The 21,724-nt window shown below is 69.2% G+C and carries 22 protein-coding genes and 1 pseudogene; 10 read left to right on the top strand and 13 right to left on the bottom strand.

All coding sequences use genetic code 11. From position 1 onward, the window contains the following. Positions 1-74: 74 nt before the first annotated feature. On the bottom strand, positions 75-1,031 hold the full coding sequence (locus F0U63_RS36245) for a hypothetical protein (protein WP_395837287.1): 957 nt from the start codon (positions 1,029-1,031) through the stop codon (positions 75-77). Between the two features lie 237 nt (positions 1,032-1,268). Here F0U63_RS36245 and F0U63_RS36250 point away from each other — a divergent pair, with 237 nt between their 5' ends. Then, positions 1,269-1,502 carry a hypothetical protein gene (locus tag F0U63_RS36250; RefSeq protein ID WP_395837290.1) on the top strand — a complete coding sequence of 78 codons (234 nt, stop codon included), beginning with the start codon at positions 1,269-1,271 and terminating at the stop codon, positions 1,500-1,502. Between the two features lie 45 nt (positions 1,503-1,547). Here F0U63_RS36250 and F0U63_RS36255 read toward each other — a convergent pair whose 3' ends face one another. Beyond that, positions 1,548-1,805, bottom strand: coding sequence for a hypothetical protein (locus F0U63_RS36255; protein WP_395837292.1), 258 nt, complete (start codon positions 1,803-1,805; stop codon positions 1,548-1,550). Between the two features lie 177 nt (positions 1,806-1,982). Then, on the bottom strand, positions 1,983-3,377 hold the full coding sequence (locus tag F0U63_RS36260) for a hypothetical protein (RefSeq protein ID WP_395837294.1): 1,395 nt from the start codon (positions 3,375-3,377) through the stop codon (positions 1,983-1,985). 131 nt (positions 3,378-3,508) lie between these two features. Between F0U63_RS36260 and F0U63_RS36265 the strand changes: the two genes are divergently transcribed. Together F0U63_RS36265 and F0U63_RS36270 are read left to right on the top strand one after the other, a co-directional pair. Further along, positions 3,509-4,306: a TatD family hydrolase gene (locus F0U63_RS36265; protein ID WP_395837296.1), complete on the top strand. Its 798-nt coding sequence runs from the start codon at positions 3,509-3,511 to the stop codon at positions 4,304-4,306. Positions 4,307-4,333: 27 nt separating this feature from the next. Then, positions 4,334-5,200 carry a ThiF family adenylyltransferase gene (locus tag F0U63_RS36270; protein WP_395837298.1) on the top strand — a complete coding sequence of 289 codons (867 nt, stop codon included), beginning with the start codon at positions 4,334-4,336 and terminating at the stop codon, positions 5,198-5,200. Positions 5,201-5,218: 18 nt separating this feature from the next. On the opposite strand, the gene F0U63_RS36275 is transcribed toward F0U63_RS36270, so the two are convergent. Further along, on the bottom strand, positions 5,219-6,169 hold the full coding sequence (locus F0U63_RS36275) for a PD-(D/E)XK nuclease family protein (RefSeq protein WP_395837300.1): 951 nt from the start codon (positions 6,167-6,169) through the stop codon (positions 5,219-5,221). Between the two features lie 113 nt (positions 6,170-6,282). Between F0U63_RS36275 and F0U63_RS36280 the strand changes: the two genes are divergently transcribed. The 3 genes from F0U63_RS36280 to F0U63_RS36290 all read left to right on the top strand — a co-directional run bounded on the left by F0U63_RS36280 (position 6,283) and on the right by F0U63_RS36290 (position 8,664). After that, on the top strand, positions 6,283-7,092 hold the full coding sequence (locus F0U63_RS36280; protein WP_395837302.1) for an SDR family oxidoreductase: 810 nt from the start codon (positions 6,283-6,285) through the stop codon (positions 7,090-7,092). Continuing rightward, the gene (gene mutY / locus F0U63_RS36285; protein ID WP_395837304.1) at positions 7,089-8,219 is read left to right on the top strand and encodes an A/G-specific adenine glycosylase; all 1,131 of its coding nucleotides are present in this window, start codon (positions 7,089-7,091) and stop codon (positions 8,217-8,219) included. The genes F0U63_RS36280 and mutY overlap by 4 nt, the downstream gene beginning before the upstream one ends. Before the next feature lie 133 nt (positions 8,220-8,352). Beyond that, positions 8,353-8,664: a DUF2934 domain-containing protein gene (locus F0U63_RS36290; protein ID WP_395837306.1), complete on the top strand. Its 312-nt coding sequence runs from the start codon at positions 8,353-8,355 to the stop codon at positions 8,662-8,664. Positions 8,665-8,667: 3 nt separating this feature from the next. On the opposite strand, the gene F0U63_RS36295 is transcribed toward F0U63_RS36290, so the two are convergent. Continuing rightward, positions 8,668-9,759 carry a hypothetical protein gene (locus tag F0U63_RS36295; protein WP_395837308.1) on the bottom strand — a complete coding sequence of 364 codons (1,092 nt, stop codon included), beginning with the start codon at positions 9,757-9,759 and terminating at the stop codon, positions 8,668-8,670. After that, a complete protein-coding gene (locus F0U63_RS36300; RefSeq protein ID WP_395837310.1) occupies positions 9,756-10,655 on the bottom strand; it encodes an alpha/beta fold hydrolase in 900 nt (299 codons plus the stop codon). The genes F0U63_RS36295 and F0U63_RS36300 overlap by 4 nt, the downstream gene beginning before the upstream one ends. 66 nt (positions 10,656-10,721) lie before the next feature. Between F0U63_RS36300 and F0U63_RS36305 the strand changes: the two genes are divergently transcribed. Continuing rightward, complete coding sequence (locus tag F0U63_RS36305) at positions 10,722-11,804, top strand: hypothetical protein (RefSeq protein ID WP_395837312.1); 1,083 nt, start codon at positions 10,722-10,724, stop codon at positions 11,802-11,804. Between the two features lie 44 nt (positions 11,805-11,848). On the opposite strand, the gene F0U63_RS36310 is transcribed toward F0U63_RS36305, so the two are convergent. The 3 genes and pseudogenes from F0U63_RS36310 to F0U63_RS36320 form a co-directional block, all read right to left on the bottom strand. Further along, positions 11,849-12,436 carry a TetR/AcrR family transcriptional regulator gene (locus F0U63_RS36310; RefSeq protein ID WP_395837314.1) on the bottom strand — a complete coding sequence of 196 codons (588 nt, stop codon included), beginning with the start codon at positions 12,434-12,436 and terminating at the stop codon, positions 11,849-11,851. A gap of 162 nt (positions 12,437-12,598) precedes the next feature. Further along, positions 12,599-13,924, bottom strand: coding sequence for a prenyltransferase/squalene oxidase repeat-containing protein (locus F0U63_RS36315; RefSeq protein ID WP_395848481.1), 1,326 nt, complete (start codon positions 13,922-13,924; stop codon positions 12,599-12,601). Positions 13,925-13,936: 12 nt separating this feature from the next. Then, positions 13,937-14,236: pseudogene (locus F0U63_RS36320) on the bottom strand (hypothetical protein); the annotation flags it as partial. Positions 14,237-14,995: 759 nt separating this feature from the next. On the opposite strand from F0U63_RS36320, the gene F0U63_RS36325 reads away from it, so the two are divergent. After that, the gene (locus tag F0U63_RS36325) at positions 14,996-15,871 is read left to right on the top strand and encodes a patatin-like phospholipase family protein (protein WP_395837316.1); all 876 of its coding nucleotides are present in this window, start codon (positions 14,996-14,998) and stop codon (positions 15,869-15,871) included. A 23-nt stretch (positions 15,872-15,894) separates the two neighbouring features. Here the strand turns inward: F0U63_RS36325 and F0U63_RS36330 are convergent, their stop codons facing one another. The 4 genes from F0U63_RS36330 to F0U63_RS36345 form a co-directional block, all read right to left on the bottom strand. Next, on the bottom strand, positions 15,895-16,335 hold the full coding sequence (locus F0U63_RS36330) for a CoA-binding protein (RefSeq protein ID WP_395837318.1): 441 nt from the start codon (positions 16,333-16,335) through the stop codon (positions 15,895-15,897). Beyond that, positions 16,332-17,237, bottom strand: coding sequence for a hypothetical protein (locus F0U63_RS36335; RefSeq protein ID WP_395837320.1), 906 nt, complete (start codon positions 17,235-17,237; stop codon positions 16,332-16,334). Before F0U63_RS36335 ends, F0U63_RS36330 begins: the two co-directional genes overlap by 4 nt. 1,307 nt (positions 17,238-18,544) lie before the next feature. Continuing rightward, entirely contained in the window at positions 18,545-19,798 is a 1,254-nt protein-coding gene (locus tag F0U63_RS36340; protein ID WP_395837322.1) for a glycosyl hydrolase, read from the bottom strand. A 197-nt stretch (positions 19,799-19,995) separates the two neighbouring features. Next, positions 19,996-20,313 carry a DUF2795 domain-containing protein gene (locus F0U63_RS36345; RefSeq protein ID WP_395837324.1) on the bottom strand — a complete coding sequence of 106 codons (318 nt, stop codon included), beginning with the start codon at positions 20,311-20,313 and terminating at the stop codon, positions 19,996-19,998. 221 nt (positions 20,314-20,534) lie between these two features. Between F0U63_RS36345 and F0U63_RS36350 the strand changes: the two genes are divergently transcribed. Further along, on the top strand, positions 20,535-20,813 hold the full coding sequence (locus F0U63_RS36350; RefSeq protein WP_395837326.1) for a hypothetical protein: 279 nt from the start codon (positions 20,535-20,537) through the stop codon (positions 20,811-20,813). Positions 20,814-20,899: 86 nt separating this feature from the next. Next, positions 20,900-21,724, top strand: a complete 825-nt coding sequence (locus F0U63_RS36355; RefSeq protein WP_395848482.1) for a SirB1 family protein — start codon at positions 20,900-20,902, stop codon at positions 21,722-21,724.

A 21,724-nucleotide genomic window follows, 5' to 3' on the forward strand; every position in this document is an offset into this window, starting at 1 on the left:
GACGCGCAGGCTACGGCATCGCCCGGACCCCGGGAAGAGGTCTGCGGCCCACACGCCCGGCCGCCCGCCCTCCCTCAAGAGGACAGCTCGGAGAGGATCTCCTGGAAGGCGGCGCGGGCGCGGGGGAGCTCCGCGGGCTTGAAGCTGATGGCGGACACCACGGGGTGCCCACCGCCGCCGTAGCGCGAGGCGATGGCGGCCAGGTCGTGCGTGCGCGACTCGGGGCGCCAGGGGTTGGAGCCGAGCGACACCTTGGCGCGCGAGGGCCCCTGCCCCACCCACAGCGTGTAGCGGGCCTCGGGGTAGAGCGCGTAGGCGATGAACTTGTTGAGGCTGTCCACCCCGTCGTCCGCGAGATCGAAGGACACCACGCCGCGCTCGTAGCGGGCACGCGCGCGCACCAGTTCGATGTTGCGCTGGTGCCGCTCGAGCAGCGGCGCGAGCGGCCCGGCGATGAGCGGCGAGGCGGCGATGGCCGCGAGCGACTCGGTCTGCATCCGCTCGATGACCTGGGGGATGAGCGCCGCGTCCTTGGTGGCCTCCAACACCGTCATGATGCGCAGCGCGGGCTCCTCCAGCGCCACCGCCATCTGGGGCGTGGGAAACTGCGCTCCATCGATGATCTCCGCCCAGTGCAGCAAGTCCTTCAGGGGCGAGGGATCCCACCCGAAGCGCTCGCGCGCCACGTCCGCCAGGTAGACGGTGCAGCTCTTGCGGTGCGCGTCATGGAACTTGCGGCCCCCGGTGTCGGCGCGGAAATGGGCCTCGTCCCCCGGCTGCTGGAAGGCGGAGACGTGGTGGTCGAACCACCAGGTGAGCCGGGCATCCTGGCTGTAGCGGAAGTCCACGATGACGTTTTCTTCCCCGGTGAAGACCGCCGGATCGATGGCCGCGCCCCCCGCCTGATGGGACAGCCCCCGGTAGCTGAAGCGCGCGTCGGCGCGGATGCGCTCCCGGTAGAAGCGGCTGAAGACCGCCGCGCTCGCGGCCCCGTCGAAGCAGTTGTCGTGGAAGAGCACCTGGACGTTCATGGGTCCGCCTTACCCCACAGCCCCAGGGGGTGTGGATGAAAAGACTCGACGAAACGAGCCATTCCCATGGGATTGGTGAACGAATTTTGGAATCCCGCCCACAGGACGAGACGACCGTTGACTCCAAACCCTTGAAATCTCGTGGGTGGCAGGCGGACAAGGGCCTGGCATCTGGCATGCATGAAACGTCGGCGCCACTGAGGAATCAAACACGGCGTGAAGCAAGGAGGACGGAGCATGGCCAGGACGACGACCCAGAAGCGCGGCAAGGTTCAACGGCAGGGACGGCGTGTGATGCCGACGATGCGCCGCACGGCGCAGCGCAAGGCGACGGCCGCGAAGCTCACGCTGGGAGACCTCATCGCGGCGGCCTACGACACGGCGGCGGGCGACAGCCTCGAGGTGCTCAAGCTCGTCACCTCGCCGCAGATGGAGCGGTTGCTGGGGCGGCGCATCGTCCTGTCGCGCTGAGCCTCCCCCTCCCCGGGGCGGACGAGGCGGACCGGCGGACGCCCCTCAGGGCAGCTCCGTGACGGAGAAGTACTGATGCTCGGTGGGCTCACCCGCGAGCAGCTTGCCGAAGTCCTCGGCGTTGTTGGGATGGACGAGGAAGGTCCCCGCGGGCGTCTCCAGACGCACCGGCCCGGGCTGGCCCCCTTCACCCTCGTGGGACTTCGGACTGCCCGACATGCATGTGGCCTGGTTGGAGCGCGAGGCCGTGACGGTCGCGCAGCCCGACAGGATCAGCAGACACAGCGCGGCATGGCGTTTCATTTCAGCATCCTCCCGGGGTGAGAGGCCGTGAAGCGGCGAAGGGGCCGCCTGCGTACGCCGGCCGGAGCCCGGAGGCAAGTTCCCAGGCCGGGAGGTTCTCCTTCAAAACACGACACCCGCGCCCTGGGGTCGCCAGGACGCGGGTGCCGGGGTTGTCCACCGCGTGGAAGCGGAGAACTAGCGGGGCTGCCAGCGCGGACGGTGATCGTCGCCGCTGTTGGTCAGCACGCGCCAATTATCGTTACGCCAGTCGTGGCTGATGAGCGAGCCGGCGACCGGGGTCCCCGTGGCCGGATCGATCTTCTGGACCTTGAGCTGCGAACCCGAGACGTAGGCGAGGAACTGGCCGTCCGGAGAGAAGGACGGAAGGGTGGCCTCATCGGCGAACTTCACCTCATCGCCAGCCGGGGCCCCCGTGGCCGGGTCGATGCGCCGCACGTAGACGACGTTGCCCTGCTGGCCGCCGCAGTTGGTGCCACTGCACAGGACGGCGTCACCAACCTCGGGCTTGATGTAGAACACGCGGACGTAGGCCACATGCGTGCCACCCGGCGCCCAGGTGTGGTTGGCGATGTACGACTTGATCTGCCCCCCAGCGATCGGACCGCCCTCGTCACGCGGCAGCGCGATCTCGTTCGGCGTGGAAGCGGCCGCCGCAGTGTTGATGGTGTAGAGTCCGGTCAGCGGCGTGAGGCGGGTCGGCTCCTCCTGCCCCTTGGCATCGAGGTACAGCACGACGCCATTGGCCTTGTTGTGCAACGGCTGCTCGGACGTCGTGGAGACCCCGGACACCGAGCTGCTGCTGGTCTCACTCACCACCCGCCTCAGCAAGCCGAGGCCGTTCGCGCTGTAGACGAAGCTGTTGCCATCGGCGGCCCACGAGGGGAAGACGCCATTGGGCGTGACCGACGCGGCGGAACCCGAGCCGCTGGTACTCCAGATGCCCGTGCTGCTACCCGTGCTCGAGGTCTGGCTCCAGGCGATGGTGCTGGACGGCTCCCACTCCATGTAGCGGAAGTCCGAGGTGTTGGCCGCGGCCCCGGTGGTGAGCGGGGTCGTCGACTGGCCCGTCAGGGCGGGAATGCCGCGAGAAACGAGCGACACGGTGTTGTCGCTCGCGATGTCCACGAAGGCCACCGCCGAGCCTTCCCGATTCCAGCGGGGGAACCTGCTCGTGCTGGTATCCCCGCTGAGCCGCGTCGGCGAGACGGGCTTATTGAAGGGCACGACCACCGCATAGGTCGGAGTCGTCGTAGCCCCCGTCGGTCCGACCGTCACCGCGATGTGCAGCGGCGCGCACTTGCTCTCGGCGCAGTACAGGCCCGCCATGCAGCTCGCGGTGGTGGTGCAGGCATCACCCTCCTTGATCGTCATGTCGCCTGGCTGCTGCGTGCCAGCGTCGCCTGGCTGCTGCGTGCCGGCATCGTCGGGCTGCTGCGTGCCGGCGTCGTCCGGCACCTGAGTGCCCGCGTCCCCGGGCGGAGGTACCGGGTTGTCATCTCCCGACGGACATCCTGTCACCACCAGCATCAGCGCTCCCATGAGCGCACCGACGACATATCGCTTGGCCATTTCCGAGTCCTCTCAAAAACCGCTGCATGGATAGGTGCTCTTGGCGTAGTGGCCAGGGGCAACCAGCTTTGGCTTCGGAGCCGCTGTCTGCGGGTGAACGCCAGCGAGCAGAGGCCTCACGGACCTTTCCAATGATTGACACCCACTGCCATCTCGACGCGTCACGTTTCGATCCGGACCGGAGCGAGGTCCTCACCCGCGCCTGGGCCGCCGGCCTGCACGGCATCCTCGTGCCCGGAGTAGGCCCGGAGAACTGGGAGCCCCTGAGGGAGATGTCACGGAGCGAACCCCGCCTCCAGATAGGACTCGGCATCCACCCCCAGATGCTCCCGCACCTGCCTCCCGAGGAGGACGAGGTCCACCTGGAGCGCCTGGACGCGCTGCTCGGGCTCGGTGGCGCCATCGCCGTGGGGGAGTGCGGGTTGGATGGGCCCTCGGCCGCGGGCGCTCCGATGGAGCGGCAGGTGGCGGTGCTGCGGCGGCACCTGGAGCTCGCGCGCAAACACGGGCTGCCCGTGTTGATGCACTGCTTTCGCGCCCACCCCGCGCTCATCGAGCTGCTCAAGCACGAGCCCCTGCCCGAGGCCGGCATCCTCATGCACAGCTACGGCGGCGGCGTGGACCTGGCGCGCTTCTACATCCAGAAGGGCTGCCACTTCTCGTTCGCGGGCCCCGTCACCTGGGCCGAGGCGCGCAAGCCCCTGGACGCCCTGCGGGTGATTCCCCCCGAGCGGCTCATGGTCGAGACGGATGCCCCGGACCAGGCCCCTACCCCCCACCGGGGGCAGCGCTCGGAGCCGGGCTACCTGCCCCGGATCATCGAGGGCATGGCGCGCGTGCTCGGCGAGCCGGTGGAGGTGCTCGCCCAGCGGACGACCGAGAACGCCCGCCGCTTCTTCCGGGAAGCCTTCCCCACCCCTTCGCTGTAGGGAGGCGGTCGCGCTATAGAGGTCCCCATGGAACCGCAGCCCCCCGTCCCCGAGACCCATCCCACCCCCACCGCGCCACCCGCGGCGAATGAGCCCAAGCCCTTCAAGCTGCACCGGCGCTTTGATCGCACGGGCCGCCTGCTGGGGGACCCGGCCATGGAGCGCCTGTCCAAGGCGCGCGTGGTGGTGTTCGGCCTGGGCGGCGTGGGCAGCTACGCCGCCGAGGGCATCGTGCGCAGCGGCGTGGGCCAGCTCACCCTCGTCGACTTCGACACCGTGTGCGTCACCAACTCCAACCGCCAGCTCCACGCCACCGTGAGGACCGTGGGCAAGCCCAAGGCGGAGCTGATGGCCCAGCGCTGCAAGGAGATCAACCCCGACGCCGACGTGCGGCCCCTGCGCGAGTTCTACCGGGACGAGCTGGCCGATCAGCTCCTCGCCCCGGGCAGCTACGACTACGTGGTGGACGCCATCGACAACGTGAAGGCGAAGCTGCACCTGCTCCACCGCTGCGTGAGCCTGGGCATCCCCGTGGTGAGTTCCATGGGCGCCGCGGGCCGCCTGGATCCCACCGCCATCCGCGTGGAGGACCTGTGCGAGACGCACATGGATCCCTTCGCCAAGGACATCCGCAAGCTGCTCAAGCGCAAGTACGGCGTGAACACGGACCGGCCCACGGGCATCACCGCCGTCTACTCCATCGAGACGCGGCGCCAGCCCCTGTCCCTGCGCTACGACGCGGACGACGGCTTTTCCTGCGTGTGCCCCAACGACAATGACTTCCACACCTGCGAGCGCCGCACGCAGATCGACGGCAGCGTGGCCTTCGTCACCTCCGTGTTCGGCATGAACGCGGCGGGCGTGGTCGTGCGGCGACTGTCGGTGGGCCGCTGACAGGCCCCCTGCCCGCGCTCACGCCGCGCGCACCGCCGCCTCGCGTCCGCAGGGGCGGCGGAAGACGCACCGGGCGCACGTGGCGGCGTCCTCCGCCTGGGGAAAGGCGGACTCCTCCCGGGGCGTGTTGGTGGCCGGATCCGCCAGGAGCGAGCGCATGCGCGCCACGCTCTGCGTGAAGCGGGCGCGGAAGCCCTCCATGGCGTCCTGGTCCACCTGCACCTGATGCTCCAGGCCATCGTTGAGGTACACGAGCGAGGCGCGCACCTTCTCCAGCGGCACCCGATAGCGCTGGGACACGTAGAGCGCGTAGCCCAGCACCTGCTCGTCATACCCCTCGCGCGCCTTGCCCGTCTTCCAGTCCACCACCACCGTGAAGCCGTCCGCGTCCGTGTAGGCGAAGTCCGGAATGGCGAAGACCTTCACCCCGTCCAGCGTGAAGGAGGAGAAGTCCGCGCCCGCGTCCACCTCCAGCCACTGCCCGGGCTTGAGCGAGCGCGCCAGCGCCGGCCAGCGCGACTGGAAGAACCACGCGAGCGCCGAGCGCACCGTCTCCGCGTTCTGCTTCCAGGCCTCGTCGGGGATTTGCTCCTCGTACTCGTGCTCCATCAGTCCGCTGAACGTCTTGCGGCCCTTCTGGGTCCGGTACGCCTTGCCGCGCGACAAGCGGAACTCCTCCCGCATGCGCGAGAGCGCCCGCTCCTCCACCTTCGCCGGCTCCACCGGAAGCCCCGCGCGCCAGTTGAGCAGCGCGTCCTTGAGGGCGTCGTGCACGATGTTGCCCGCCCACGTGTAGCGGTTGCCCAGCTTCTTGAGCAGGTACAGCTCGCGCACCTCCGCCGGTGCCCCCGCCTCCCACCCGCCCCAGGAGCGGTAGTAATAAAGGTAATATGCCCGGGAGCACTCCTGGAGTTTCTCGTGACGGCTCTTGGACCAGGAGAAGTCGTTGGTGAAGGACGCGCGCGGCATGGACACTGGCCATCCTAGACCAAGGGCTCGCTGATCCAAGAAGAAGGACAGGCAGGCAGGCACACCCCGGCAGGTCCTTCTCCGCCTCCGGTGAGCCGTTAAGGTGCGCCCCCATGGCAACCCAGCACTTTCGAGGCAAGGTGGTCCTCATCACCGGCGCCTCCAGTGGCATCGGCCGGGCGGTGGCCCGGGTCTACGCGGCCCAGGGCGCCCACCTCGTGCTCGCCGCGCGCCGTGAGCCGGCCCTTCGAGACACCGCGCGTGAGGTGGAAGCACTCGGCGTCCAAGCCCTCCCCGTGTGCTGCGATGTCACCCGCGAGGAGGACGTGGCCCGTCTCGTGCGTGAGACGCAGGCGGCCTTCGGCGGGCTGGACATCCTCGTCAACAACGCGGGGCTCGGGCTCTACGGCCCCGTCGAGGGCTTCAGCGAGGCGCAGCTGCGCCAGGTGTTCGAGGTGAACTTCTTCGGCCTGGTGCGCGTCACCCGCGCCGCCCTGCCCCTGCTGCGCCAGCGCGCGCCCGGCTCCCAGGTCATCAATGTCAGCTCCGTGCTGGGCCATCGCGGCCTGCCGCTGCTCGGCGGCTATGGCTCGTCCAAGGCGGCGGTGAACCTGCTCACCGAGTCGCTGCGCGCCGAGCTCGCCACCGAGGGCATCCGCGTGCTGCTCGTGTCGCCGGGCCTCACCGAGACGGAGTTCCGCGACGCGCGCCTCAACGCCGAGGGCTGGGCCCAGGACACCATCCCCCTCAACGCCATGAGCGCGGAAACCGCCGCCCGGGCGCTCGTGCGCGCCAGCCGCCGGGGCAGCCGCGAGACGGTGCTCACCCTTCCCGGCCGCGTCATGGTGCTCGCCAACCGGCTCGTGCCCGGGCTGTTCGATCGCGTGGCCCGCCGCATCGCCAACCCCGCCCGGCGCCCATGAGACCCTCCCGCAAGCGCGCGCCCTCCCCCACCCCGTCCCTCATCGAGCCCACGCGCCGCGACTCCCTGCGCTCGGGCCTGCTCGCCTGGTACGACCGGCAGAAGCGCGACCTGCCCTGGCGCCGCACGCGCGATCCGTACGCCATCTGGCTCAGCGAGGTGATGCTGCAGCAGACCCAGGTGGCCACCGTCATCCCCTACTGGGAGCGATTCCTCCAGCGCTTCCCCACGGTGGAGGCGCTCGCCACCGCGCCGCTGCCGGACGTGCTCGCCGCGTGGCGGGGGCTCGGCTACTACTCGCGCGCGCGCAACCTGCACCTGGCCGCCCAGGACGTGGTGGCGCGCTACGGCGGCAAGCTGCCCTCCACCGCCGCCGAGCTGCTCACCCTGAGAGGCTTTGGCCGCTACACCGCGGGGGCCGTGGCCTCCATCGCCTTCGGCGAGCCCGCCCCCCTGGTGGATGGCAACGTGGCCCGCGTCTTCTCGCGCCTCTTCGAGGTGGAGGGCCTCCCGGGAGATCGCGTGCGCGAGGCCCGGCTGTGGGCGCTCGCCACCGAGCTCGTCTCCCCCGAGCGGCCCGGAGACTTCAACCAGGCCCTCATGGAACACGGCGCCACCGTCTGCCGGCCGGACAACCCGCTGTGCCTGCTGTGCCCCGTGCGCGAGGACTGTCTGGCCTGGCGTCACGGCCGCGTGAACGAGCTGCCCCCGGCCAAGGTGCGCGCCCCGCCCAAGCGGATGACGCTCGCCCTCGCCGTCTGGGCGCACGAGGGCCGGCTCCTGCTCGCCCGGCGCGAGGAGAAGGGACTCTTCGGCGGCTTGTGGGAACTGCCCGCCGCGGAGATCGAAGCGGACACGTCCGACGCGGAGTCCGCCGGAAAGCTCACCCAGGCACTCGGCGCCCCCGTGCGGGTAGAGGCCGTGCTTGGCACCGTGCGCCGCCAGCTCACCCACCGCAGCCTCACCCTCCGCCTCTTGCGCGTGACGGGCGCGAAGCACCCCACGCACGCTCCCGCCTTCCGCGAGCTGCGCTGGTGCACTCCCGAAGAAGCCTCTTCTCTCGGCATGAGCACCGCCATGCACAAGGCACTCGAGGCCGCGCTCGACGCCGGCGTGCTCCCGGGCTGAGTCGCTCTGTCGGTTAACAGACAAGCACGGCTTCGGCGTGTCGCCTCGGCGACGATCGTTCCAGGGATCAATGTTCCGAGCACAAAGAGCTGCCAATGCTGTCGGCAGCCGTTTTTTCAACCCGAGGATTCCCATGGCACGCGCACAGGCCAAGACGAACAACTCCAACAAGTCGTCCTCCAAGAAGCCCGAGGCTCCGCCTCCCGCCGCGACGCCCATCACGAACGTGGCCCCCGCGGTGCAGGCCGTCCCCGCGAAGAAGGAGACCCCCGTGGTGCAGGCCGCTCCCGTGGTGCAGACCGCCGCCGCCCCGGCCCGCAGCCGCCCCTCCGCGGAGCAGATCTCCCGCCGGGCCTACGAGCTGTTCCTCGCGCGCGGCGGGGAGCACGGGCACCACGACGAGGATTGGATCCAGGCCGAGCGCGAGCTGCAGCTCGGACGCTGAAGCTCAGCTCACGAGCGAGGGGCGGATCGGTGACGGCCGGGCCGCCCTCGCCTCCAGGAGCTGGCGACGCGCCCGCGCGAGCTGTTCCAGGACACGTTCGGCCTCCTCCCCGGTGCGCAGGGCCAGGCCGCACACGGGCGTGAGCAACATCTGGCCGCCCACCTGTTCGAGCGAATGGCCCGGAGGCAGCGCCGCCTCGAGTGACACCTCGACGGCGTCCACCAGCTCCCCCACGTCGTAGGTGGACGCGCGGTCCGTGGGGATGATGCCCAGGCTCAGCGTCGCCCCCGAGTCCAGGAAGCGCGCCAGGGGGCCCGTCTCCTCCAGCACCGCGTCCAACGACAGCCGCACGCTCAGCGACAGCACGTCCAGCCCCGCGTCCAGCAGGCTCGCCCAGTCCGTGTTGCCGCAGCAGTGCACCCCCACCAGCGCGCCCTCGCGCTGAAGCGCCTCCACCAGCGGCCGCAGCTCCCGCAGGGCCCGCAGGTGCCGGGGGTCGGCGCGCGAGAAGGCCACCAATCCCGGCTCGTCCAGGAAGAAGAGGGGCGTCGTCCCCGCGCGCCGCAGGGCCTTCACCATTGCCCGCGCGCGCGCCCACGTCAGCCGGAAGATCGCCGCGTCCAGCCCTGGTTGCGCCAGCCCCGCCCCGCCCTCGCTCGTGCGCGCCGCCAGGCTCACCGTGAAGGGGCCGGCGAGCTGCGCCTTGGCGAAGGCGGGTGCGCGGCGCTCCACCTCCGCCAAGTAGGGACGCCAGGCGAGACACGCCTCCGGCGAGGGCTCGAAGGACTCCAGCGCCCCCGAGGACAACGCCGCCTCCAGCCGCGCCTCGAAGGCCGCTCGTCCCGCGGACCACGCCGCGAGCTCCACGGTGCACCGCCCCGCCTCGTCGAACCCCAGGCCCGGCAGTCCCTCAAGGGCCTGGGGAATCATGAACTCCGCGGGTCTGCCCACCGGAAGCTGGGGCAGGAAGGGGATGTCCAACGCGAACGCGGTCCGCAGGGCCGGCTCGAGCTGGGTGTACGGCAGGCTTCCGATGCCCGTGGTGGCGTGGGTGGGCAGCAACGCGAGGGCACGGCGGACGGCCGGCGCGCTCATGTCGCCGACTCCAGGGCCGCGCGGCCCGGCCCCTCGAACCAACGCTCCAGCGTCTCGAGGAACAGCTCGGGACGCTCCATCATCGGGGTGTGTCCGACGTCGGGATACTCCACGTAGGTCCAATCCGGACGGACCCTGGCCAGCTCGCGCGAGTTGGCCACCGGCACCATCTGATCATCCGAGCCCTGCACGAGCAGGGTGGGCACGCGGATGCTCCGCTCCAGCTCGCGGAAGCGCGACTTGCGCAGCAACAGGCCCACGAGCGAGCGCGCCGCCTGGAGGAAGGCGTCATGAGACCAGGGCATCCGCGCGTGGCGCTCGCGGGCGAACTCCAGATGCGCGCGCACCAGCTCCTCGGGGAAGCGGCCGAGGTCTCGGCAGCACAGCGCGAGCTGTTCGCGGGCCAGCTCCTCTGGAGTCATGCGCGCCGAGCGCCGCCGCACGAAGAACTCGCCCACGCCTGGAATCGAGTAGAGGAGGAACAGGAAGAAGACATTGCGCTCCATCCGGGAGTCCTCCGCCCGGGGTTGCGCGGGAGCCACCAGCACGAGGCCGGAGACGCGCTCGGGGTTGCGCGCCGTCTGCAGCACCGAGATGGCGCCGCCCATGGAGTTGCCCACCAGGATGACGGGCGCGGACGGAGACACCTCCTGGATGAAGCGGTCCAACAACACCTGATTGGCCGGGAGCGCCGCCGAGCGGCCCGCCAGGGGCGTCAGGCCAAAGCCCGCCAGGTCCACGGCCACCACCCGCGCGTGCCGTGCCAGCTTCGGGCCCACGCTCATCCAGTTGTGGTGCGAGCCTCCCAGTCCATGCACGAGCACCAGGGTCGGCCCGGAGCCGCCGAAGTCCATGAAGTGAACCGGGCCATCGATATCGAGCGTGCGCGTCAACATGCCTCTTGCCTACCACGTTCCCTGGCGATTGCTCCCGCTCCCCCCGGCTGGTAGACCCGGTGCCACATGGCCGAGTCCCCCGAGACCACCTCCGCCGCGTTGAAGCTCCTGGAACGCGCCCGGCACCACGTGCGCACCCGTTCACGAAGCGAGTCGTACTACCAGGCCGGGGACCGCTTCTCCGAACTCTTCCTCAACAGGACCTTCGGGGTGGAGCCCAACTACTACCAGACCGTGGGCACGGACTACTCCGCCATCGACTGGCTCTACGAGGAGCTCGGACAGAGCGAGGCGCTGAGCCGGCAGGCCCTGGACGCGGTGACGAAGCAGTTGCAGGAGATGACCCACCCCGGGCCCGCCCTCGCCGCGCTCGGGCCGCTCCAGGCCGCGCTCCACTCCCCCTCGTGCGCCCTGCTCGACGTGTGCCGGGCCCTGCTGGGCGCCATCACCGTGCTGGGCCAGGACGCCCTCGGCGCCCGGGGAGCGCCCGCGGCGCTCGTCCAGAAGTGGTTGGCGCTGTGGTCGGACCGCGTCTGGAAACAGAACAGCCAGCAGGCGCGGCACACCCTGCTCATCCAGGTGATGCGCGCCTCCCCGGAGGACAGACCCGGGCGGATGGCCGAGCTCGGGGAGGAACAGGACGCGTTGAGCGCACGGGGCACCCACTTCGAGCAGGGCGTGCACGAGTACCTGGAGCGCTACGCCGAGACGGGCGCGACCTCCGTCGCCCTGGTGGGCGGCCTGCCCTTCGCCGACGCGCTCACCCCGATGGATCTGGAGAAGCTGCTCGGGCTGCTGCGCGAGGAATCGGACTTCCTCGGGAGCGTGGCGCGCCTGCTGCGCTTCGCCCAGGACGTCCGGTTCGATCCCTCCGAGCCCCTCAACTCAGGGGTGATGGGTTACGCGGCCGAGCACCGCCAACGCCTCACCGACATCGACGCCTCGCGCCTGCCGCGGGAGGAACTCGACACCCGGTTGAAGCGGGTCTGGGTGGACGACTCCGCCCGGATCCGCCGGGAACTCGACGCGGTGGTGGCGGCGCTCGGAGACGAGGCCCTGCGCCCCCTGCTCCAGGGCTTCGTGCAGAGCGTCTGGGCCGTGGCCACGCGGCTGGTCGAAGCCGGACACGACCCGCGTCCGGGCCCCTGAGCCCGCGCCCGGCGACTGGCGCCACCGCGGCGTCACCTTCGTCATCAGGTCTCGCCTTCGTCGACGATCGCCTGGATCGCGGCCTCCAGCCAACGGCGGGTGGAGGAGTGACGCACCTCCTCGAGCCGCGATGGGGGCAGCAGCCGCCTGCTCATGAGAAAGCCGCTCCAGAGGATGTGGAGCCGTGCCGCGCGCCCCTCCGCATCCGGAGGGCCCAGCCAGTGCGCCAGGGGCCCGATCGCCTTCTTCTCGAGCAGCTCGACACTCGTCGCGTACGCCTCGGGATCGGCCGCCGAGAGGATCAGCATCATCAGCGGGCCCGGAGCGTCCTGCACGTCGAGGAAGATGGACACCACGTGCTCGCCGAAGCGGCGCCTGTCTCCCTGGAGCATCGGGGTGATGTCGAGCAACCGCTCCAACGTCTCCCGGTACAGCCCCTGCTTCGAGCCGAAGTAGCGGTTGACGAGCGAGGAGTTCACCCCGGCCAGCTCCGCCACCTCCCGCACTCCGGTGTTGGCGAAGCCCCGCGTGGAGAACAGCGTCTGCGCGGCGGAGATCAGGGCGGCACGCGTGCGCTCGGCGTCGCGCTGACGCACCGACGTCTTGGACTCACTTGGGCGGGATGTGTACACGGCTGTTTACTTACGACAGGGATTGCACGGTGTCCAGACGTGTCAACAGCCGTGGACCTCGTGCGCGTCTGTCGGGCCGGAAGGACAGAACGCCCGTTCGCTCCGGAGGCACTGAAGCGGCTCCGGACGGACGGCTCCGCCCGGAGCACCGCTCGTGCCCGGCTACGGGTGCTGGCGCCGCTGCATCATCAGCAGGGCGCACAGCTCGAAGGCGGAGTCCACGCGCTCCATGCGGTAGAGCTCCTTGGAGATCCAGCACTTCACCTTGCCCTCGGCCGGGGCACCGGGGGTGTAGTTCTGCAGCATCCATCGCGAGGCCCGATCCAACGCCGGGGAGATGCCAGGGTGGTGCAGCCCATGCCGCTCCAGGAAGCCGAGCATCAGCACGGCGTAGGAGGACTCCGTCATGTTCGAGCGGCCATCGGAGCTCCAGCCCCCATCCGGCAGCTGCGCCGAGAGCACCGCATCCAGCGCGCGGCGCACCGCATCCACGTGGGGCGAGCCGACGAGGCCGACCACCGAGTGGAACGTGGTGTACAGCCACGAGCGGCTCCACTTGTCGAAGGACCAGCGGCCACTGGGCTCCTGGCGCTCGAGCAGGTAGCGCTGGAAGGGAGCCAGCTCCTCGTTGTCCTGGCCCAGCAACATCAGGGCATGGAGGCAGCGGGCCGTGAGCGTCGGCGAGGAGTGCATCTCCCCCGGGTAGGCGATGAAATGGTCTTCCCGCTTGAAGCGGTAGAGCACCGCCGGGTCCACCGGCAGACCCATCGCGTGCATGACGGCCACCACCGCGCTCGTGTCGTCACCATCCTGGAGGAAGTGGTCGCTCATGCCGATTCCGTTCGGCCCGAGCGCCCGGGTCAAATCCCCCAACACCGAGTTCACGTAGGGCGCCAGGCGCGGCTCCTGCAGCACCCCGCCCATGAGCAGGGCATAGAGGACGAAGGACTGCTCGAAGTAGTTGTGCGGCCCGCCCACCGGCACGAGCCCGGGGGTGGACGACGCGGTCGACATCCCGCTCTCGCGCAGGTACTCCCGGGCGCGATCGACGAACGGCGCCAGCTCCGGCCGGCCCGCGGCGGCCTTCACCCACGCCGCCGTCGCGGACGGGCTGTGCCCCACGCTCCCCGCCCCATCGATCAGGTTCGCCGTGGGCTCCTGGCCCCAGGTCTCCCAGACATGCAGCCACGGCACGCCGGGCGTCACCGGCAGCTTCGCGATGATCTTCCGCTTGCGCTCCCCCAGCGCCATCAGCTGCGCGTAGGGCGTGCGCGGCAGCCGCGCCTCGTCCAGCCCGAGCTGATTCAACAACGCGGGCAGGAGGATCTCCGCGGCCACCGGCAGCTCCTCCGGATGCAGCGTGGCCCAGTGCGGCGCCTGGGCGCGCAAGAAGCGCACCCCCGCCTCACACGCCTCGCGCGTGCGCGGGTGCTGGGGAAAGCGGCGCAACGCGAGGATGGCGGACATCGTGGGGATGTCCCGATGCATCGGCTTGACCGGCTCCCCCCAGCCCCCATCCTCCTGCTGTTGTGAGAGCAACCAGTCCACGACAGGAGAAGAAGCACTCTCCGCGGGTGAAAGGATTCTCAAGACCTGGGCGGAATCGTAGACAGAGGGGCTCATCAACCCTCCCCCTTGGCCTGTCTTGGAAAGCAGGGATTGAAGCTCCTTGAACAGGAGTTCCTGAATTCCCCCGTCGACCACGCGGATACTCTGCGAGGGGACCAACTCCATCGCGACATCCCGGATTCTTCTCATAGCGCCGTCAACTCCTTGAGGGAGAAGGGACCTGGCAGACATTTCCTCGAACTTGGATGAGGAGCACGCCGGTGGAACCCGGAACGAGCGTGTCACTTATCAATCATTTCTCCAAAAAAAGCATCACCCAGCACCGGCCACGTCTCCAAGGTGCGCGCGTATCCACACTCGCCGCAACAGGCTCTGGACCCCCTCGTCCGGTGCTCGACGGATTTCGAGTAAAACCTGTATTTCATTCCAAAAACAAGACGAGATTGGTCCCAATGAATTGGACGGAATCGGTCCAAATGCGGAGAACCCCTCCAGACGAGGACGCGCCGAGGGGCCGGAGCATCCGCGCTCGCACCGGGAGCCGGTCCGGAAGCACGCCCGCCCCACCGGATTGGGACAGTCTGGAAATCCTCACATGTCACGCAATCGTGAACTCAACCACCCGGTGCGGACTCCGAACTCCTCCCGCGCGGCTGGCACCACAGCGTGTGTCTTCAGGAATTATCCATGTGTCTTGTATTCCTCGCTCCGCCCCACCATCCGCGCGGCGCAGCCCCCCAGGCACCAGGGCTCCCCGTCAACCAATGACATCTCGAAATTCGAGAAGACTCGCGCCAGCGGTTCCGCCCCCTAAGCGAAGAAGCGATGCGGGTGGCCGTCACGGCCCGCCCGGGAGAACCCGGAACCCAGCTCTGGACATCCAATCATCGATATATCAACATACGTCGATGAGGAATCCCCCCGAGGAGCCACCTGCCCGGACACCGCACCGCGTTGCCATGTGGGGAACGGTGGTCTAGAGACAGCACCATGGCCGCTCCCACTCTTCAACAAACCCTCCATGGCAAACGATTCGGGCTCGTTCTTTCCGCCGGCTACTTCGGCTTCTTCGGACACGCGGGTTTCCTCAAGGGGCTGGCGGCCACGGGGCTGAAGCCGGCGGCGTACGCGGGAACGAGCTCGGGGGGGCTGGTGGCGGCGTACGCGGCGGCGGGGCTGAGCGAGGACGCCATCGCGGAGCTGGTGCTACAGCAGACGCGCGAGTCGTTCTGGGATCCGGATCCGATTGGCGCGGTGTTCAACGCCCTGCCGCGCGAGGGCCATGGGGCCACGGGCCTGCTCAAGGGAGAGCGCTTCCGCAAGCTGCTGGAGCGCACGCTGCCGGTGAGCACCTTCGAGGAGCTGCCGCATCCGCTGCTGCTCACGAGCGCCAACCTCACGCAGGGCACGCACGAGGTGTTCACCTCGGGGGAGCTGGCGCCGCGGGTGCACGCGACGTGCGCCTACCCGGGCCTGTTCCGCGCGGTGCGGGTGGGGCGCGACCTGTACTGGGACGGGGGCCTGGTGGACAAGGCGCCCGCGCTGTCCCTGCGCGAGAGCGCCTTGGGCAAGGAGCTGGACGCCATCCTCGTGCACTACCTGCCGAGCCGCACGCGCAAGATGTTGGGCGGGCCCATGGCGTACGCACAGGGCATCGCGGCGGGCTCGGCGGCGCTGCGGCGCGACCACTTCCGGCTGCAGCTCGCCCTGCTCGCGGAGCGGGGCTTTCCCGTCTACGTCATGGTGTCCAACCTGCCGCCCGTGTCCCCCACGCAGATGGAGCGCGGCTTCGATGCGCTGCACCAGGCGAGACTGAGCGCCGAGCGGGCCTTCGCCCGGCCGCCCGTTGCCTTCGAAGAGGCCTGAGACGAGGCGTGAGGCGGCCGCGCTCAGCGCGCGTAGCGCCGGTGGTCCACCATGAGACAGCGATCCTGGACCACCTGGATGCCCGCCTCGGCCAACCGCCGCGCCGCCGCGTCGTTGCGGATGCCTGACTGGAACCACACCGCCTTGGGCTTCTTGGCGAGGATGTCGTCCACGTGCTGGTCGATGTCCTGTGGACGGCGGAACACGTCCACCAGATCGAGGTCGCCCGGAATGTCCACGAGCCTGCGGAACACCGGCCGCTCGAGGATGTGCGTCACCTCCGGGTAGTAGACGGGCACGGGCACCACGTCCACGCCCGCCTGGGCGAGGTACTCGGGCACATAGAAGGCGGGCTGCCCCGAGTGCTGCTCCGTCTTGATGCCCAGCACCGCCACGCGCCTGGCACCCCGCACCAGCGCGCGGATGCCCTCTTCGTCCTCGATGAGGTTCTGTTCGTAGCTCACCGCTGCTCCTCCTCGAGCGCCCGCACCGACTCCAGCGTCGACTGCGTCGCCCATGTCCAGGTCTCTCCGTCCAACGACGCCCTGAGGGTGAACCCGCGCCGCACCGGGAGGAAGCGTCCCTTGCCGAGCAACTGTTCTCCGTCGCACTCCACGCCGGGTGTCACCTGGGGGTCGCCCGCGAAGCGCAGCGTGTCGCGCACGGCCTGGGGCGACGCCTCCCCCGGCTGGGCGAGGCAGCGCAGCGAGAACACCAGGGCCTCGCCCTGTTCGGTGAGTTGAGTGCCGGTGAAGGTGCGCTCCAGCAGGTACGTCACCTCGCGTCCGCCCACGGGCAGCGTGCCCACCGCGTAGCCGCGCTGCCCCGGGACCCAGGCCCGCCCGTAGATGCCGCCGTACTTCACCTCCCACTCCCCGCGCGTGCGCGCCTCGAGCGCGTCCGGAGCGAAGAAGCGCTCGAGGGGCGTGACATCCAGTCCCTTGGGGGCCACCTCGCGGATGGCGGCCCGCATGGCCTCGGGCTCCACGAGCCGCACATAGGTGCCATCCGCCGCGAGCCGCAGACGCAGCACGGCGCGCTGGAGCACGGTGTCCACCAGCGATTCCACCGGCTGGCCCTGCTGGAGGTAGCGCGAGCGTGTCACGCGCTGGGTGAGGACCCAGGAATCCTGCTCGGCGGAGAAGCTCGAGACGGTGGTCATCTCCGCTTCCCGCGCGTCCGGAGCGCTCCCGTGCCGCAGGGACGTGCGCACCGTCTCCGTGAGGAGCGAGTCATCGGGAGGCAGGAACAGGGGCCGCAGGGGAGGCGCCGCGGCGGGGGGAGGATTCAACGAGGGGATGTCGCGGTGGCACGCGGTGACCGGGCCCGCGAGGAGGAGCAGGAGGTAGGAGGAAAGGGTCCGCATGATGTCCGCGCACGCTGGCAGAAAGCCCCGCCGCCCGCGAGCGCATCGACGCGCCCCGCGGGGCCTTGCTCAGCGGTCCATCTGGCAAACACCCGACGTCGTGTCCGGCTCGACGTGACAGCTTTCGCCCTGGGCACAGACACGGGCCTCGTTCTGCTTGGAGCAGAGCTGACGACAGTGTTTGGCGTAGCAGACCATGCCAGACGGGCAGGAGGGGCCCCCCTCGTCACAGGGAAGAACACACTCCATCCAGGCCTCCTTCGGACGAGAACGTCCCCCCAGGAAGACATCACAGACCTGGGGCTCCGGGCAGAGCGCGTCGTGCTGACAGTCCCGGCCGTGCACCCGCACGCAGAGCGAGCCTCCCATGGAGCGTTGGACACACCGCTGCCCCTCGGGACATGTCATCCCCTCACAACTGGGCAGGCAAACTGGGCCCTCTGCGTCCACATCGAGGCAGGCGAAGCCTGGGGAACAGCTTTGGGGGTCTTGAGGTTGGCAACGGCGGCCACATCGGAATGCCGCGCAGACAAGGCCAGGAGCGCACGCGGAATCCTGCTCGAAGGGAACCTTCAAACACCATTCGCCTTCTTTCTGCGTCCCCATGGCACCACAGACACGAACCACTCGCTCGCCCGCCTGCACCGCACGGCAGGCAAACCCCTCCTGGCAGTCCAGGTCCACCACACACCTGCTCGCGGCACAGATCGGCTGAATCATCGGAAGTCCCCGCAGACAAACGAGCGAAGCATCGCAGTCCGCATCACCCCGGCAGGCACGACCCGCCGTGGGCAACTGCTTGAGTTCCTCAGCAGAAAGCCGGGGGACAACCCTCAACGACTCCTTGAAGGGAGATGAATGAAGTCCACGGACAGGCAACAGACCCAGCGACCAGAGAAGAGGAAGAGGAAACAGCAGACCCAACACCAGAGCAGCAGCCGCGCGCCAGCTCATGGACGGGCGTTCCTTCTCATCCGCCTCTGGCAATTCGCCATACAGTCGACGAACTCGTCACCGCATAGGTCTTCAAGCTCCTCTTTGGGGCACCCTGCGCGACTCGCGTTTTCAATCAAGTCCTTGAGCACGGCCCGGTCGATGGTGCCCTCGATGCCATAGGCATGAGGGCAGCCCGACGCGACCACCAGGATGAGTCCACCCCCGACCACGGACGCACGTGCCCTCAGCATTCTCCCCCCCAACTTGCCGGGCAGTCCCAGCACCTGGCGCCAGCGCCAGCCCGCCAAGCAAAAGCCGGATCGACGGGGCGAGTCAACATCCTGGGCACCCGGGGACTCCCCTCCCCCGTCTCAGTGCACGGACCACCAGTTGTAGTTGGCCGTGCCGCCAGGCGGCAGCTGTCCGCCCGTCAGGACCTTCTCATAGGCGTAGGTGTTCTTGATGGCCTGGTAGTTGTTCTCGACGTTCCAGGCATTCGCCGCTCCGGAACCGCTGACATCCCGAATCACCGTATCCCCCCAGATGGAGTAGATGACCCACGGGCGGGCGTCGATCTCCGAGACGTTCTTGTCCCAGCGCACCGGCATCTTGTCGTTCTCCGCCAGCATGCGCGGCTTGTTGTAGCCGGCGAGCTCCGTGTAGTACCGCCCCGGCAGGTAGGGATTGCCGCTGTAGATGTCGACCGCGACGATGTCCGCGCCCTCGGTGGGGTAGTAGTTCCACGGGTCGCCCCCGTACGTCCCATCCCAGGCATAGGGGGACCAGACCCAGATGAGGTTGTTGAACCCCCGCGTCTTCGTCATGTAGTTGAAGATGATGCTCCACAGTTGCTTGTAGAGCGCGGGATCGCGGTTGGCCCACCAGAAGCGGCCCGAGCGCTTGTTCATCTCATGGTACGGCCGGAAGAGCACGGGGACGCCCGCGTCCTTCAGCGGCTGCAAGCGATTGGCGGCCCAGGACAAGTCCCTCAGCAGCGTCTGGTATTCGGCCGTGTTGTTCTGCCAGTCGACGACCCGCTTGAACCACGCGTCATCCAGGTTCACTCGCTGGCCGGAGGCATTGGTGGCCGTCTCGACAAGGGTGTTCTCGAAGCTCTTCACCGGACTGCCCGGATAGGGCTGATGAAAGCCCAATCCCACGAGGCCATCGCCATAGGTCCAACGGTCCTTGAGGAACCCGACTCCATTGAAGGTGGCCCGCCAGGCCGTGGCGTCCTCGGAGAACGAGGACTGATACCAGCCCGGCCCCAGGTCGAACTCGACGAACGCGGGCTTCTTGCCGCCGGAGGCCTGGGTGACCTTGTCGTAGTACGCCCCCGCGTAGCTGCCCTCCTGGTGGATCTCCTTCTGCGCCTCGCAGTGCTGACCGATGATCGTGCGGCGATTGCCCGCGCGGGACCCATTCTCCAGGTCCACGAGGAGCCCGTAGACCTTCTGCGCCGCCGGCGAGGCAGAGGGCGTCACCAGCGTCCTGCCCACCTGGGCCCTGGCTGCTCCGGGACACAGCACGGCACACGCCACCGCGAGCGCCAGGCCCCTGAACCACCCGGAGCCGGAGGCAGGCACCGCGTCCCACCGCTTCTGACTTCGCCTCGTTCCCCGCATGCGTCCATCTCCCGAGCGTTCGCCCCCCCACGACGCGTGAGAGGCCATGCCCTCCTAGATAGACGGGAATTCAAGATTTTTCCTGTTGTTTTCGGTTCATCGGCCCGGCGGGGGACGCCCCAAGCAAGACGCCCGTGAACGCGGGAGGGAAAACCCCCGCGCCCACGAGCCTGTGGTGTCCCGGAAGCAACCGCGGCTTACGGGTGACGGGAGGTGTCGTCCGAGGCGCGCTCCACCAGATCCCTCCCGATGTTGCGCCGGTCGCGCACCACGCCGTCATCGTCGCGCAGGCCCCCGATGGCGAAGCGCCGCGCTGCCTCCGCCAGGTCGCGCATCACTTCCTCCCGAGACAGGTACTCCTCGCGGGGCAGCGCCTTGAAGACGTTGATGATGTCCACGTCCGCACCGTTGTCCTCCGCCGCTTCCACGAGATGCTCGCGCAGGGCGGGGTAGTCCACGGAATCCAGGTGGGGCGTGATGGAGCTCGCCGGGTTCTCCCCCTGTCCAAATGCCATCGTGTCCTCTGTCTTTCCGCCCGGATGTCTTCTTGGCCGGGGCTGACTCTCAACCTGGGGATGGATCCTCCGCGGGGCCACTTCGTCCGGGCCCCCCACCCGCTGGCCCCAGGGCGGGCGGCCAGCCATCCTCCGGCCTCGCGACGCCCTTGCGTCGGCTCCCGGATTCCGTTGTGGTCCGTGAGCCACGGCGCCCCAATCGCCCCAAGGAGACACGCACCATGACGGAAGAGAGCGGACGGGAGATGCTGGACCTCGCCAGCAAGCTCTTCGAGCAGATGTTGACCCAGCAACGCGCCAAGGTGCTGCGCCTGGCCCGCGAGGTCGTCCCCAACATCACTCCCGAGGAGCTGCGCAACCCCCACGACTTCCCGAAACTCAAGGAACACCCGACGTTCGAGTTCGAGGATGGACTGCTCTCGGGCCTCATCTCGGCGCAGATGGCGCTCTACGCCGAAATCAAGGGCCGGTTGTTGCCCCCCGAACCTCCGGGTCAGTGACTGCCTGCCTGCCTTTGCCGTCTGCCCGCTCGTGGGTTAGTGCTTACCTCGTGAGCATCACCTCGACCTCGACCTTGAGCTCGCCCCTGGCGCGCGAACGCCTCGTGTCCGCCCTCGCCGCCGATCCGCCGCGACTGGACCTCGCCGCGCTGGCCATCGCCACGCTCAACCAGCCCCACCTGGACGCCGCGGCGTGCCTGCACACCCTGGACGCGCTGGCCGCCCGGGTGCAGCTGGAGATGGAGCGGCACGCGGGCCATGGCGAGGTGCTCGCCGGCCTCACCGCGCTGCGGCACGTGCTGGCGGACATCGAGGGCTTTCGCGGCAACGAGGACGACTACCACTCGCCGGAAAACAGCTTCCTGGACCTGGTGCTCGAGCGCAAGGTGGGCCTGCCCATCTCGCTCTCGGTGCTCTACCTGGAGGTGGCGCGGCGCGCGGGCATCCCGCTCTATGGGGTGTCCTTTCCCGGCCACTTCCTGGTGGCGTGCAGCGCGGGGGACCACAAGCTCCTGGTGGACCCCTTCCACGAGGGGGAGATCCTCACCGAGGAAGGCTGCAAGCAGTTGCTCGAGCGCGTGGCGCCCCAGTTGCGCTTCAACCCCTCCATGCTGTCGCCCGCGCCCGTGGAGCTCATCGCCTACCGGATGCTGTCCAACCTGCGGCGCGTGTACCTGGAGCGCTCGGACTATGAGCGGGGGCTCGCCGTGGTGGACCTGCTGTTGATGCTCGCCCCCAACCACCCGGGCGAGCTGCGCACGCGCGCGGCGCTCCTGGCCAACCTGGGGGCCTACCGCGCGGCGCTCAAGGACGTGGAGCGCTGCCTGGAGCTGTCCCCGGACGCGCCGGACCGGGATCGGCTGGAGATGACGGTCCGGGAGTTGCGCGCGCGCGCCGAGCTGCTGAACTAG

This window comes from Cystobacter fuscus, from assembly GCF_044360685.1.
Lineage (GTDB): Bacteria > Myxococcota > Myxococcia > Myxococcales > Myxococcaceae > Cystobacter > Cystobacter fuscus_C.